This is a genomic window from Plebeiibacterium sediminum, assembly GCF_026013605.1.
Taxonomy (GTDB): domain Bacteria; phylum Bacteroidota; class Bacteroidia; order Bacteroidales; family Marinilabiliaceae; genus Saccharicrinis; species Saccharicrinis sediminus.
The window spans coordinates 1-15057 of the sequence record NZ_JAPDPJ010000042.1; the positions used below are offsets into that span (position 1 = coordinate 1).

At 33.9% G+C, this 15057-nt stretch carries 11 protein-coding genes and 1 pseudogene; 6 read left to right on the forward strand and 6 right to left on the reverse strand.

The genetic code is table 11. From position 1 onward, the window contains the following. Positions 1-403 (forward strand): annotated as a pseudogene (locus OM075_RS16075) (hypothetical protein); the annotation flags it as partial. A gap of 51 nt (positions 404-454) precedes the next feature. Here the strand turns inward: OM075_RS16075 and OM075_RS16080 are convergent. The 4 genes from OM075_RS16080 to OM075_RS16095 form a co-directional block, all read right to left on the reverse strand. Next, a complete protein-coding gene (locus OM075_RS16080; protein ID WP_301191558.1) occupies positions 455-2356 on the reverse strand; it encodes an amidophosphoribosyltransferase in 1902 nt (633 codons plus the stop codon). A 103-nt stretch (positions 2357-2459) separates the two neighbouring features. Continuing rightward, the gene (locus OM075_RS16085; RefSeq protein WP_301191559.1) at positions 2460-2933 is read right to left on the reverse strand and encodes an SPOR domain-containing protein; all 474 of its coding nucleotides are present in this window, start codon (positions 2931-2933) and stop codon (positions 2460-2462) included. Between the two features lie 9 nt (positions 2934-2942). Next, complete coding sequence (locus OM075_RS16090) at positions 2943-3803, reverse strand: universal stress protein (protein WP_301191560.1); 861 nt, start codon at positions 3801-3803, stop codon at positions 2943-2945. A 460-nt stretch (positions 3804-4263) separates the two neighbouring features. After that, a complete protein-coding gene (locus tag OM075_RS16095) occupies positions 4264-4608 on the reverse strand; it encodes an STAS domain-containing protein (protein ID WP_301191561.1) in 345 nt (114 codons plus the stop codon). Positions 4609-4883: 275 nt separating this feature from the next. Between OM075_RS16095 and OM075_RS16100 the strand changes: the two genes are divergently transcribed. Continuing rightward, positions 4884-6017 carry a 1-acyl-sn-glycerol-3-phosphate acyltransferase gene (locus tag OM075_RS16100; protein WP_301191562.1) on the forward strand — a complete coding sequence of 378 codons (1134 nt, stop codon included), beginning with the start codon at positions 4884-4886 and terminating at the stop codon, positions 6015-6017. Positions 6018-6092: 75 nt separating this feature from the next. Here the strand turns inward: OM075_RS16100 and aspS are convergent, their stop codons facing one another. After that, entirely contained in the window at positions 6093-7850 is a 1758-nt protein-coding gene (gene aspS / locus OM075_RS16105) for an aspartate--tRNA ligase (RefSeq protein ID WP_301191563.1), read from the reverse strand. 152 nt (positions 7851-8002) lie between these two features. Between aspS and OM075_RS16110 the strand changes: the two genes are divergently transcribed. The 4 genes from OM075_RS16110 (at position 8003) to OM075_RS16125 (ending at position 13455) form a co-directional block, all read left to right on the forward strand. Beyond that, on the forward strand, positions 8003-8449 hold the full coding sequence (locus OM075_RS16110; RefSeq protein ID WP_301191564.1) for a nucleoside deaminase: 447 nt from the start codon (positions 8003-8005) through the stop codon (positions 8447-8449). 38 nt (positions 8450-8487) lie between these two features. Next, positions 8488-9162, forward strand: a complete 675-nt coding sequence (locus OM075_RS16115) for a DNA alkylation repair protein (RefSeq protein WP_301191565.1) — start codon at positions 8488-8490, stop codon at positions 9160-9162. 154 nt (positions 9163-9316) lie between these two features. Next, positions 9317-10648 (forward strand): DEAD/DEAH box helicase, encoded by a 1332-nt coding sequence (locus tag OM075_RS16120; protein WP_301191566.1) that lies wholly within the window; start codon positions 9317-9319, stop codon positions 10646-10648. Between the two features lie 110 nt (positions 10649-10758). After that, a complete protein-coding gene (locus tag OM075_RS16125; protein ID WP_301191567.1) occupies positions 10759-13455 on the forward strand; it encodes an MGH1-like glycoside hydrolase domain-containing protein in 2697 nt (898 codons plus the stop codon). Between the two features lie 58 nt (positions 13456-13513). Here the strand turns inward: OM075_RS16125 and OM075_RS16130 are convergent, their stop codons facing one another. Further along, the gene (locus OM075_RS16130; RefSeq protein ID WP_301191568.1) at positions 13514-14737 is read right to left on the reverse strand and encodes a multidrug effflux MFS transporter; all 1224 of its coding nucleotides are present in this window, start codon (positions 14735-14737) and stop codon (positions 13514-13516) included. Positions 14738-15057: the final 320 nt, after the last annotated feature.

Consider the following 15057-nt stretch of genomic DNA (forward strand, 5'->3'; position numbering starts at 1 on the left):
AATTAGCAAAATCCATTTTTATTTCAAAATATTACATGATTTTATTTTCGATTATTTCATTGATATACTGCGATTTAAGAATCGAACTGAGGTTAATAGTAAACAAATTATACCTGCCGACTATATTAAAAAATCCATAACCCCGGCCCATTATTTAACAGACAGCAAAACACATAAAGCCGTAGATTTTTATGGCTACCAATGGTGGATTATGAATTATAATGGCAAACAAGTACCATACGCACGAGGTATTTTAGGACAGTACATCTTTATTATTCCAGAAGATAATGCCATCATAGTCAGATTGGGGCACAAGCGCAGCAGGAATTACATAAACCATCATCCTACAGATACATACAGTTATTTAAATACTGCAGAAAGAATATTAAATGCCAGAAAATAAAAACGGCAGTCTCATCTGAAACTGCCGCAATAACAATATTCTTAAACTTTACTAGTACGCTCTTGTATTTCTTCCTTCAACAAAATTTATAAAAGAAGTATTCACTACTTTATTTCCGCCTGCTGTAGGATATTTTCCTGTAAAATACCAGTCTCCATTATCATTAGGACATGCAACATGAAGATTTTCTATCGTTTGATAAACCACCTCAACTTCTGCATCAATATTCTTTGGAGTCAACATTTCTGCAATTTTATCAGAAACCTCTTCTACTGTAAATGGCTTATAAATTTCTCTAACGTAGTTTACAATCTCTTCTTTTGGAAGATTCTGTTGTTCCTTACATTTTTTATAAACATCATCAATAACAGATTGCATACCTCTTTCCTTCAATAATGCTATTGCTGCCTGAAATGCACAGAAATCACCAAGTTTGGCCATATCTATACCATAACAATCAGGATAACGAATCTGTGGTGCTGAAGAAACAATAATAATTTTCTTCGGATGAAGTCTATCTAAAATTCGCAGAATACTTTTCTTAAGTGTTGTACCCCTTACAATAGAGTCATCGATAACAACCAAAGTATCTTCCTGATTTTTAACAATACCATAAGTTACGTCATATACATGGGCTACTAAATCATCCCTACTTTCATCATCTGCAATAAAAGTACGCATCTTAACATCCTTAATAGCCATCTTTTCAACACGAGGTTGAACATGAATTATTTCAGAAAGTTTTTCTCTTGTTATCTCCTTACCTTCTCCCAGAATTTGGTCAATTTTTCGCTCATTTACTAATTTACGAACACCATCAACCATACCATAAAAGGCTGTTTCTGCAGTATTAGGTATATAAGAAAATACTGTTTGTTCTATATTATAATCCACCTTTTCTAAAAGAATCGGAGCTAACAAACGTCCTAACTCTTTTCTTTCCTGGTAAATATATTTATCACTACCTCTTGAAAAGTAAATTCTTTCAAAAGAACAAGAACGTCTTTCTTGCGGTACACGCACTTCTTCTTCTTTTACTTCTCCATTTTTCTTAATCACCAAAGCATATCCCGGACGTAATTCCTGAACTTCTCTGATTCCTACATTCATTGCAGTTTGTATCACAGCTCTTTCTGAAGCTACAACTACAATTTCATCATCAATATAATAAGATGCAGGACGAATACCCCATGGATCTCTTGCTACAAAAGCATCTCCATGACCAAACATTCCAGAAATAACATAACCACCATCCCATCTTCTACTCGAACGTTCCAAAATTTTTCTAACATCGAGGTTATCTTCTATCTGATGAGAAATATCTCGGTTGGAAAATCCTTCATTTTTATACTGTCGGAATAACATTTGATTTTCCTCATCAAGAAAATGTCCAATATTTTCAAGAATCGTTACAGTATCAGTAAAGTCTTTAGGATGCTGTCCTAAATCCTCAAGGTTTCTAAAAATCTCATCAACATTGGTAAGGTTAAAATTACCTGCCAACACAAGGTTTCTGGAGCGCCAGTTATTTTCTCTCATAACCGGGTGCACATAGTCAATACTATGCTTTCCAAAAGTTCCATATCTTAAATGCCCCAAATAAAGCTCACCACAGAAGGGCAGATTTTCTTTTGCCCAAACCGGATCCTTCATTAATTCAGGTGTTGCTCCTTCAACTTTATTTAAGCGAATATCAATGTCGTTAAACACATCCTGAATTGGATTTGCTTGATTTGATCTGGAACGAGAAAGGTACCTTGATCCTGAATGCTGATCAATTTTTAAGCTCACAACTCCTGCTCCATCCTGCCCGCGGTTGTGTTGCTTTTCCATTAACAAATAGAGTTTATTAAGTCCGTAACGCCACGAACCATACTTCTCCTTGTAATACTCTAAAGGTTTGCGTAATCTAATCAACACAAAACCACATTCATGCTTAATCTGCTCGCTCATATTTTAAGAGACTAACTATTTTTAAGAAAGCGCAAATTTATTTTATTTTTTTGGGTTACCCAACTTCCGAAGACGTAAAAAGGGTTAAAATAAAAAACGCCCCCTAATTGGAGACGTTATTATTATCTAAACTTGTTAATTGAATATTATCAACAGGCACAGGATAGCAACTTGGAAATTCTTTCTTTAATTTTCTATACAGTTCAAGCGATTCGCTTTTACTTCTGAAATCCCCAACCTGAACTCTCCAAAAAGGAGCCTCATACATTACATATATTTTCTCATCCTGAAACAAAGACAGAACCTTTGCTTTTACCTCACTGGCCTCTTTTTTTGCATTATTATTAGATCCAAGATATAGTTGAATTCGAAATCCATCAATCCCACCAGCTCTATTATTCATGTCTAAATGAATTCCTACTAAATCTGATATTTCAGGAGATTGAATAACCTGCAGTGAACCTTCGCTTTCTTGACTCGATCCTATCTTTTCAAAAAAATCTTGTCCGGATTTATTCTGAGCATTGCTCATGCAACACACAAATACCAATACTACAATATATAATACTCTAATCATCTTTTGATTTTAATATTTAGATTGCAAATATAAAGATTCTTTTGTTGGAACAGCCAGAACCGGACATCTTGACTCATTGATTAACTGATTTGCAAATGGTTTAATAAGGTTTTCAAATGGATTTGCTGTTTGTAAAATATTAGTTGCAATAACATCCGCATCCACTTTATCAATATACTCCAATAATAATTCAGCCTTTGACTTTCCACTTAAAACAATTGATTCAACTCTTAATTCCGTATTCTTATTTATAAATCTTACGGTTTGTTTTACAAAACCAGAAACTCTGCTGCGCAACAAACTATAGCCAGGCTCTTTAATTCCTACTACATAAATTTTAGCATTAAATAATTTAGCCAGCCCAACAACTGCAGGTACTTTTTGCCTGCTAGATCTGTTAATACTAATAGGCAATACAATATTATTAATGCTTCTCCATTTTCTTTCCGGACGAATTGTTAAAACAGGAACAGTAGCACTATGCACCAAACGATAAGCATTACTACCAATCCATTTATCTTCAAAACCCGATGCTCCATGAGTACCAATTACAATTAATGTTGTGTCATCATATTTTGCCTGATTGGTAACTTCTTTAATGATATTTCCTTCTCTAACTTTATAATCAAAACGGCCACCGGGCACTGTATATTTTTCTTTATTTTTCTCTACAATCTCATGTAACCACTCTGCTACATTATCACTCAAAATTAGTTCTGATTCTGTTTTTGAATATCTGTAAGCTATTTTTTTAGTCTTAACATGAAGTATTTTCAGTTCTGCATTCAGTTTATTGGCAATCTGAATACCAAATTCCAATGCATTTAGCGAATTTTCAGAAAAATCAATAGGAACTAATATTTTAGTCATGATAGCGTGTTATTATGTGTGTTTAAAAATGAATGATAAAAGATACGTACTATTTTGTAAAATAGTTAGCCCAAATCTAATATTTATTACAGAAGACCGTATACCTCTATCTCATTTTTTTAAGATAGGTACAAAAGAAAAATACCGGGTAAACAAATCCTAAGATTCGTTATTTCCCGGTATCAATCAACACAACACAATTTTAAATATCTTAAATTTGAAAAAACACCGAGAGTTATATTTGTGGGGACAAATTACACAACTCCCGGCATCAATCAACACAACACTCTTAATTTTCCGCTAAATTAGTTTTTTCTAGCATTTGACTAATATAGTTTTTTGTTTTTATATCTGTTAAACTAAATATTTAACAATAAATATGTTTCTGGTGAAATTACCGGAAGTTGCTTATGTGGGGACAAAAAGTCAACTTCCGGCTTTATTCAACACAACACTATCTTTAGGCTATTAACAATTCTTTTGAAAATGGTTTAGGTATATCGCAGAAGAAAAACAAATGATCTACATTGGCTAATTTAAATTTCTTAAAAACATTTTCTCCTACATTAAATAAACTGACTTGTCCTTGATTCATTTCTGATAATCTTTGTCCAGCGATTAAAGCTTCTATCGTATCAGAATTTATTTCATTAACTCGTCCAAAATCAACCATAACATTAGAGTATGGATGAGTTAGAACATTTATAAGTTCTTCTTTAAATAAATTAGTATCTTTTGAGTTTAAATAAGTATCCTGTTCAAATGACACCAATATTGTATTTTGGTAAGTTTTAATCTTAATCATAACTATGTGTGTTTGTGTTTCGATTTATAAATACCAAAGCTCGTGCCATTTTTAAACACACATTGATTATCAATATATTACATTTTTAATACTATGAATTTTTGCTGAATTTTGGAATTTATTCCATTTTTTGGAATTTGTGCAAATAATAAACTTCTTCATACACATTAACCTTTAACCGATAAAATTCGACCTCAAAAACCATTATAGCCGGAAAAGAATTTCTTATATCAAATGATTGTGATAATTTTGCGCCAAACTATTAAAAGCAAAAAATGGTAACAGACCAATATTTTGATTCTATTCGACCTTATCGTGATAACGAGATGACTGAAGTTTTTGAGCAGTTGATGAATGAAGAATCTTTTAAAAAATTGCTAAATTTTCTATTCCCTCAAATTCCTATTGAGGCTTTCAATAAAAAATTACTATCACTACAATCTATTAACGAGTTTCAAATAGAAGTTATATATCCTTATATACAACAAGTAATAAAAAACACAACTCAAGGAGTTACTGCTGAAGGATTTGAAAATTTAGATCCAAATAAAAGCTATATATTCATCTCAAATCACAGAGATATTGTATTAGACTCTGCCTTTTTGAACATATTATTACATGATCATGGGCACGACACATGCGAAATAGCTATAGGTGATAACCTTTTAATTTACCCTTGGATTACCAAATTGGTAAAACTGAACAAATCGTTTATGGTAAAACGAAATTTACCAGCGCGACAAATGTTACAGAGTTCCAAATTACTTTCTGAGTATATCAGATACAATCTTACTCAACGAAACTCAAGTGTTTGGATTGCTCAAAGGGAAGGCAGATCAAAGGATGGCGATGACAGAACCCAATCCAGCTTACTAAAAATGCTTAATTTAAGTGGTGATAAAACCTTTGCTGATAATTTTAAGGAATTACAAATTGTACCGTTATCAATTTCATATGAATACGACCCTTGTGATTATTTAAAAGCTCATGAGTTTTTACTTAAAAAACAAAATCCTGAATACAAAAAAACTCAGGAAGATGATTTAAAACATATGGGAGCAGGAATTAAAGGGCGTAAAGGACGTGTTAATTTCAAAGCCGGAACTCCTCTGAATGGAGAACTAAATACCTTAAATTCATTTGATAAGAATGAACAAATTAACAAACTGGCTGAAATTATTGATGAGCAAATACATAATAATTATAAATTATGGCCCGGAAACTTTATTGCAGCAGACATCATTAATAACAGCAATAAATTTGCCGATAAATACACAAAAGAGGATTTAAATACTTTTAATGAATATATTGACGAACATATCTCTCGTTTAAACACAGATGCGAAGTTTATCAAAGATTCATTAATGGAGATGTATGCCAACCCGGTAAAAAACTTTTTTAAAGGATAACAATACTCTGAATAACAGACAAAAAAGGGCGATTCCAAAAAATGGAATCGCCCTTTTTACTAAAATATACTTTTCTTATTTTTCTATCTTCTTCAATAGAATATTTAATTCATCTAATTGTGAAGTTGCAACTTGAGAAGGAGCATCATTCATCACATCTCTTCCCGAGTTATTTTTAGGGAATGCGATAACATCTCTAATTGAGTCCAGTCCGGCAAATAATGAAACCAAACGATCAAACCCAAAAGCTACACCACCATGTGGAGGAGCACCGTATTTAAATGCATTCATTAAAAATCCAAATTGATTTTCAGCCTCTTCTTCACTAAATCCAAGTAATTGGAACATCTTGTGCTGTAACTCATCATCATGAATTCTTATAGATCCACCACCTATTTCAACGCCATTAATTACCAAATCATAGGCATTAGCACGAACCTCACCTGGTTTTGATTCCAATAAGTCTATATCTTCTTTTTTAGGAGAAGTAAATGGATGATGCATTGCATGATAACGACCAGACTCCTCATCCCACTCAAGTAATGGAAAATCAACAACCCATAAAGGAGCAAATTTATTTTTATCACGTAAACCTAAACGCGATCCCATTTCTAAACGTAACTCACAAAGTGCATTTTGAGTTTTTGCTTTTGCTCCGGCTAAAATCAATAATAAATCTCCAGGCTTAGCATCAAAAGCTTCAACCCACTTCGTTAATTCTTCCTCACCAAAGAATTTATCTACTGAAGACTTAAATGTTCCATCAGTATTATACTTTACATAAACCAAACCTTGCGCTCCGATCTGAGGTTTTTTTACAAAGTCAGTTAATTTATCCAAATCCTTTCTTGAATAAGAAGCACATCCGCTGGCACAAATACCACCTATATATTCAGCATCTTCAAAAACCTTAAATCCACAGCCAGAAACCAACTCATTCATTTCAACAAACTTCATTTCAAAACGAATATCTGGTTTATCTGAACCATAATATTTCATTGCCTCTGAATATGGCATTTGTGGAAAATCGTAATCGATATCCAGATTTTTAATCACTTTAAATAAGTGCTTTGTCATTCCCTCAAATGTACCCAATACATCTTGCTGATCTACAAAAGACATTTCACAGTCTATTTGAGTAAACTCAGGCTGACGGTCAGCTCTTAAATCCTCATCTCTAAAACACTTTACAATTTGAAAGTATCTGTCAAAACCCGCAACCATCAACAATTGCTTAAACAACTGCGGAGATTGTGGTAAAGCATAAAATTGTCCTGGATTTAATCTCGAAGGAACAATAAAGTCACGAGCTCCTTCTGGAGTTGATTTCATTAAAACAGGAGTTTCTGTTTCAATAAAATTTTGCTGATTCAAATAATTACGAACTTCAAAACCTAACTTATGGCGTAACTCAAGGTTACTACGAACAGGACTACGACGTAAATCAAGATATCTGTATTTCATTCTTAACTCATCACCACCATCGGTTTCATCTTCAATGGTAAATGGAGGTAATTCAGAAGGATTAAGCAATACAAATTTATCAACAAGAATTTCAATTTCACCAGTTGGAATTTTTCCATTTTTATTACTACGCTCAGCAACTTTTCCTACAACCTGAATTACATATTCTCTTCCTAACTTACGAGCTTCGTCACTTAAATCTTTTCTCGACTCCACATCAAGAACCAATTGCGTAATTCCATATCTGTCCCTTAGATCAATAAAAGTCATTCCTCCAAGGTTACGAACTTTTTGAACCCAACCACTAAGGGTTACTTCTTTATTTACATCTTCAAGCCTAAGCTCACCACAAGTATGCGTTCTGTACATTATAATTGTTATTTATTACTCAATAATTATTTTTGAAAACCAGCTGAAATTCTTTACTTAATTTCGAAAACCAAACTACTGATTGTTTTAACATGCGAAAATATAAAGAAATTAAATAAATCACCCCTATTTATAAAATATAAAATCAAAAGATGACTAAAATCAATTTCTCAGACGAATATTTTATGCGACAAGCACTTAACGAGGCCCAAATCGCATTTCAAAAAGATGAAATACCGGTAGGCGCTGTGGTTGTCTGCAACAAACAAATCATTTCCAGAGCACATAATCTTACCGAAACATTAAACGACGTTACAGCTCATGCGGAAATGCTTGCCATAACAGCTGCTGCTGAATTTCTTGGTGGAAAATATTTAAATGAATGTACTCTATATGTAACATTGGAGCCTTGTACGATGTGCGCAGGAGCGCTAAGCTGGTCTCAAATAGGAAATATTACCTTTGGGGCTTCCGACGATAAAAGAGGTTTTTTACGACACACACCCCCCATCATACACCCCAAAACAATAATAAAAAAGGGTATTTTAGAGCTAGAGTGTTCAGATATTGTCAAAAACTTCTTTAAAAACAAAAGATAAATTTTTTACAAATTTTATTTTTTATTATTTTTACAGGTATGAATTTTGAAAATATTTATACTGAGCTTAAGAATTGTGGCACCTCTGAGAATGTAAAAACATACAAAAGCCAAGGTGCTAAAGGCGAGCTATTTGGCGTTAGCATTAACGAAATTAACCGAATAAAAACGGAAATACTTTCAGCTAAGCCAAATGAAACAACGAACCATCAGCTTGCATTAGATCTTTGGAAAACACGAAATGTTGACGCCAGAATATTAGCATGTATGATCGCTGATCCCCAGAAAACAACAAGAAACCTGGCAAACAAATGGGTTTCAGTAATTAATTATTACTTAATTGCTGATCATCTGGCAAATTTGGTGGCACAAACACGTTTTGGACAAGACATTATGTATTTATGGATCCAGTCTCCTGACGAGTATGTTAAACGTACCGGTTTTATGATTCTGAATTTCCTTGCTAAAAATGATGATTCAAAAAGTGACTTATTTTTCAAGGCCTTCTTGCAAAAAATCAAACAGGAAATACAATTTTCGAACAACTGGGCCAAAGAAGCCATGTATGAATGTTTAATTTCAATAGCCTCAAAAGATAAAGCCTTAAAAGAAGAAGTATTAAATGGCATTGAAAACATTGGCAACATAGACCTCAATTTTGGAAATGAAACCATTAAAACTATAAATATTATAGAACAAATTAAAAATATATAAACCTACTCTATAGAGAAGATTTATTTACCACACACATTAATTGAGCAGTCTGAAGATATTTTTTTTTACAAGATATTTTCAGACTGCTTTTTATTTATTGGACGATTTGCAAATATCCTCTTATCTTTGCCCCAAACAATTAAAACATACTATTTTGAAGTTCTCGGATCTTAATTTAAATACGCCATTACTAAATGCCATCACCGATATGGGGCTTACAGATACAACCCCAATACAGGAGGAAGTATATCCCGTAGCTATGTCGGGACGTGATGTTGTTGGTATTGCACAAACCGGTACAGGGAAAACCATTTCATACATATTACCACTCTTACGAAATTTAAAATTCAGTAAACAAAAACATCCACGGGTATTAGTACTGGTTCCAACAAGAGAACTTGTTGAGCAGGTAGCTGGTGAATTTACAAAGCTTACTGAATATATGAATGTAAGAATTGCAGGCGTATACGGAGGCACTAACATAAACACTCAGAAGCAAACAGTATATGATGGGTTAGATGTATTGGTGGCAACTCCCGGAAGACTGATTGATTTAACTCTTACAGGAACACTTAGGTTAAAATCTATTCAAAAGCTGGTTATCGATGAAGTTGACGAAATGCTAAATCTGGGTTTTAAGCCTCAATTAGAAAGAATTATTGACTTACTACCGGAAAAAAGACAAAACCTGATGTTTTCTGCTACTTTAAATTTTGATGTAGAAGAACTGATTAAGCACTTTTTCTACAATCCAATTAAAGTAGAGGTTGCTCCTGCCGGAAAACCTGTTGATAAAATTTTTCAATCAGGCTACAAGGCCCCAAACTTCTATACCAAAATCAACCTGCTTCTCTACCTCTTAGATATTAATCATGGTATGGATAAAGTTTTACTGTTTGTAAAAAGCAGAGCTGTGGCAGATATTCTATACAACAATCTGGAAGAAATATTTGAAGAAGAAGTAGGTGTTATTCACTCTAATAAATCTCAGAATTTCAGGTTTAGAATGGTAAACGAATTCACTGAAGGAAACTTAAGAATACTGATAGCCACAGACTTAATTGCCCGAGGACTTGATATTTCAAATGTTACTCACGTTATTAATTTTGATTTACCGGAAGAAGCTGAAGCCTACATCCACCGTATTGGTAGAACAGGTAGAGCTGAAGCAGAAGGTAATGCCATTGCATTTATTACAGAACAGGAAACAGAAATGTGGCATAAAATTGAGAAGTTAATGGGCGTTAAAGTTGACATTGAAGATCTTCCTAAAGATGTGGAGATATCAGAACTTCAAATCGACAGCGAAGCTCCTGAAATCGCAGGCAAGACCTTAATCAAAACGCCTAAGATCAAAGCGACCCAAGGTGCTGCTTTTCATGAAAAGAAAGAAAAAAACAAAAAGGTTAATCTGGGAGGATCATACCGCAGAGAACTTGCAGCTAAATACAAAAAGCCTAAAACAAGAGGACAAAAACGCAAATAAACCACAACTCAATCTAACCCTAAAAAGTGTTAATAATAAAGATATCGCAACTCTTTATAAATTATTATTGTATTTTTCGATAGTACAAGAACAATACTAACAATATCAACATGAATAGGGAAAGAAAGCGTTTAGAAGATTGTTCAACTCAACATATAGAATGGAAAAAATGGGGGCCTTACTTAAGTGAAAGACAATGGGGCACAGTAAGAGAAGATGATGGATCAAATGAAAATCCTTGGCTTTCTTTTACCCATGACCAATCCAGATCAAGGGCATATCGCTACGGGGAAGATGGAATTGCAGGAATTAGTGACGACAAACAACACTTATGTTTTGCCTTATCTCTTTGGAACAAAAAGGATAAAATTTTAAAGGAACGATTATTTGGACTATCAGGTCCTAAGGGGAATCATGGAGAGGACGTTAAGGAATACTATTTTTACCTTGACTCTACTCCTACGCACTCATACATGAAATATTTGTATAAGTATCCTTTAAACGAATACCCTTATCTTGATCTCGTTGAAACAAATGCAGCTCGTTCAAAAAACGACTTTGAATACGAATTATTAGATACCGAAGCATTTAAAAACAATAATTATCTGGATGTTTTTGTTGAATACGCAAAAAAAGATATCAATAACATCCTTATAAAGATAACGGCTCATAACAGATCCAATGAAGATACAAGTGTTGTTCTTTTACCAACATTTTGGTTTAGAAACACATGGTGGAATTACAACACTACAGAACCCATCATCAGATTATTAGATGATAATTCTGTAATTGCTACTTCTGATTCATTAGGAGATTACGTGCTTAGTTCTGAACTTTCTCCTTTGTGGTTATTTACTAACAACGAAACTAACCATCAACGCATCCATAATATACCCAATCATACACCCTATGTAAAAGATGCTTTTAACGAGTTTATAGTAAATCACAAAAGTGAAGTTATAAATCCGGAACATCAGGGCACAAAAGCGGGCGCTATGTTTGATGTATGCATCCCTGCAGGAGGCAAAGTTGAATTAAGACTATCGCTTAAAGCCACTAACAAACCAAAACATGACTTTTCATCCTTTGAGAAAAACCTTGAGATAAAAAAAACAGAGGCTGATGAATTTTACAACGATATATATCCACCTCATTGCAAGGAAGATGAAAAAAGAGTTATCAGGCAAGCTTTAGCCGGAATGCTTTGGAGTAAACAATATTATGAATTAGATATTTCGGAATGGCTTAACGAATACAAGGGCGGACCAAGAAGCTCCCTTAGAAATCACGATTGGGAACACTTAAAAAACAAGCATATTATTAGCATGCCCGACAAGTGGGAATATCCGTGGTATGCGGTGTGGGATTTAGCATTCCATACTATTCCATTAACCATGGTGGATCCATGTTTTGCCAAGGATCAGTTAACTCTTTTTCTTGGCAAAAGATATCAACATCCCAACGGCCAGATTCCTGCCTACGAATGGAGTTTTAACGATGTTAATCCTCCCGTACATGCTTATGCTGTTATAACTCTTTACAAAAACCTGAAGCAAATGCTTAATGTAACAGATAAAGAGTTTTTAAAAACTTGCTTTGACGGATTAGACAGAAATTTCCAATGGTGGATCAATCACAAAGACCCAACTTCAAAAAATGCATTTCAAGCTGGATTTTTAGGATTAGATAACATTGGTGTGTTCGACAGGAGTCATTCATTACCTACAGGAGGTCATATTGAGCAATCTGACGGTAATGCATGGATGGCACTTTACGCACAAAATATGCTTGAGATATGCTTAGAATTAATTACTCAAGGATATTCTGAGTATAAAGATAAAGCGGTTGATTACTATAACCACTTTCTTGAGATAGCGTCTGCTATGGATAAAATTGGTGAGAACGAAGATGAAATGTGGGATGAAGAAGATCAGTTCTTTTACGATGTATTAAGATTCCCTGATGGAAGTGCGACCCGACTTAAAGTTCGTTCTTTGGTTGGATTATTACCCATGTGTGCCGTAACAGTTCTTGAACCCGAACATTTGAAACTACTTCCTGGCTTTGCCAAAACATACCAATATATGGTTACAAGAACGAAGCGATTGTCGAAAACAATTGCAAGTCCTATGATTGTTGGTAAAAACAAACGCAGGTTGCTGGGTATTTTAAACGAAGAAAAACTAAGGGCTGTTTTAAAAATAATGCTCGATGAAAATGAATTTCTTAGTCCCTACGGCATTCGTTCACTTTCAAAGTACCACGAAGAAAATCCTTATGTTTTTAAATGGAACGAAGAAGAGTTTACGGTAAAATACATTCCTGGAGAATCGGACAGTCTTATGTTTGGTGGCAACTCAAACTGGAGAGGTCCTATTTGGTTCCCGGCCAATACGGTTATTATTCGTTCGCTCTATCAGCAATATGCTTTTTATGGTGATGATTTTAAAATTGAATGCCCCACAGGATCAGGAAACATGATGACTTTAATTGAGGTTGCCCTTGAAATTATCAAAAGACTGGAAAAAATATTCTTAAAAGATGAGAATAACTACCGACCAGTTTATGGATGGTATAAAGAATTTCAGGAAGATCCTAATTGGGAAAACAACCTCTTATTTTACGAGTATTTTCATGGAGACAATGGTGCCGGAATTGGAGCAAGCCATCAAACCGGTTGGACTGGCATGATTGCCTACCTAATGGTTATGTTCAGGACCTACAACTTTAATCAGTTAATGAATAAAGCACACTGGGACAAAGACACCCAGATTAATAAAGAAGAAGAGGATAAAATTGACGAATAATAAAGAAGGGAGTTGATACATTAAGTTTCAGCTCCCTTCTTTATGTGCTATCCTTATGCTAAGCTTTTAATTCCTGCTTTTTATATTGTTTCATTACTATTACGTATAATAAATTGCCTATCGCAGTACATAAAAACATACCAACACCAATAGGAATTAAATCATCCGTATGAAAAAGCGCAATTAAACTACCTATTATAAACGACAAGATAAAACGCATAATTCCTATCGTAGCATTTGCTGAACCTGCAACATTGGGATTATGATTCAATATCACTGCACTTCCATTTCCAAATATCAACCCTAAACTACCTATGAATATAACAATACCAATAAATACCATAACAAACGATGGGTTACCCATCATCACTGTAATCAAAAGCAGAATACCAGCAAATAATTGCAACAACAAACCCACCCTTAAAATATACATGGGCTTATATTTCTTAAGCAATTGCGTATTCAATAAAGACAATAAAATATTTAACACCACATTTGCACCAAATACAATTGGGAATTGAGCTACACTAATTTCGAAATACTTAATATAGATAAACGAAGCTGCTGTAAGAAAAATATACATTCCCGACATAGAAAAACTCACGGCGAACAATGTAAGTACTGATGGCTTATGAGAAAAGAACACTTTATACTTTCCAAACAACTGTTCTACAGAAAGCTTTCTTGTGATCATCTTTTTATCCCTTGATTCCGGAATAAGAATTAAAAAAGCCACAAAAAGTAAAACTGCAAATACAAATAGAAAGTAAAAAACCCCCTGCCAACCTTTCCAATCAATTAAAAACTTACCAATAACCGGAGCAAACAGCGGTGCCAACATCATCATCATACTAACTATGGTCAGTAATTTTGCTACTTGCTTCCCGGAAAACCAATCCCTGATAAAAACATTGGCAGTTACTGTTGCAAAACCACCTCCAAACGCCTGTAAAACTCTTAATGCAATTATCTCTTCTACATTACTGCAATAAGGAATAATAATAGACGCAAGGGCATACAAAGTTACTCCTGTTAATGCAACAGGCTTTCTGCCAAAAGAATCTGACAATGGACCTCCAATAAAATTACCAATAGCGAAACCCAGGAAATATGCAGTAATTGTTAACTCAACAATACTTATGGATACACCAAAAAATTCGGACATAACAGGCATTGCAGCCAAATAGGAATCAATTGCAAACGGAGATAGCGTAACCAAACCAGCCAACATTACCGTGATTACAGGAAGAACTTTTGTATTTACATTTTTTATTAATGCCATAAAATATCTTTCAAAACTTAATAGACCAACAACTCAAATCTTCTATTAGTTCACAAAGATAAAAATACATTAACACCTCAGAAATCCATATAGTAACTAACATTTAAGCACTTATATTACAACACATCAATATACGAAATACCGGTTCGTTCATCGAGCAATTCATTCCAAACATCTATTACCAAACTACTACAACCGGGCAGTAGCATTGCTTTAAAAACAAAAGAAATCTGAAATAAACATGTAAATTTGATTATCAAAAATATCACCCGAGAGGATGATTAAATTAATTTGTGAGTTCCGAATGGCCGATGTAATAA

What these genes read in the sequence shown, in the direction of transcription:
- OM075_RS16080 (WP_301191558.1), bottom strand. Translation starts at nt 2,356, where the DNA reads ATGAGCGAGCAGATTAAGCATGAATGTGGTTTTGTGTTGATTAGATTA.
- OM075_RS16085 (WP_301191559.1), bottom strand. Translation starts at nt 2,933, where the DNA reads ATGATTAGAGTATTATATATTGTAGTATTGGTATTTGTGTGTTGCATG.
- OM075_RS16100 (WP_301191562.1), top strand. Translation starts at nt 4,884, where the DNA reads ATGGTAACAGACCAATATTTTGATTCTATTCGACCTTATCGTGATAAC.
- OM075_RS16090 (WP_301191560.1), bottom strand. Translation starts at nt 3,803, where the DNA reads ATGACTAAAATATTAGTTCCTATTGATTTTTCTGAAAATTCGCTAAAT.
- OM075_RS16130 (WP_301191568.1), bottom strand. Translation starts at nt 14,737, where the DNA reads ATGGCATTAATAAAAAATGTAAATACAAAAGTTCTTCCTGTAATCACG.
- aspS (WP_301191563.1), bottom strand. Translation starts at nt 7,850, where the DNA reads ATGTACAGAACGCATACTTGTGGTGAGCTTAGGCTTGAAGATGTAAAT.
- OM075_RS16115 (WP_301191565.1), top strand. Translation starts at nt 8,488, where the DNA reads ATGAATTTTGAAAATATTTATACTGAGCTTAAGAATTGTGGCACCTCT.
- OM075_RS16125 (WP_301191567.1), top strand. Translation starts at nt 10,759, where the DNA reads ATGAATAGGGAAAGAAAGCGTTTAGAAGATTGTTCAACTCAACATATA.
- OM075_RS16095 (WP_301191561.1), bottom strand. Translation starts at nt 4,608, where the DNA reads ATGATTAAGATTAAAACTTACCAAAATACAATATTGGTGTCATTTGAA.
- OM075_RS16110 (WP_301191564.1), top strand. Translation starts at nt 8,003, where the DNA reads ATGACTAAAATCAATTTCTCAGACGAATATTTTATGCGACAAGCACTT.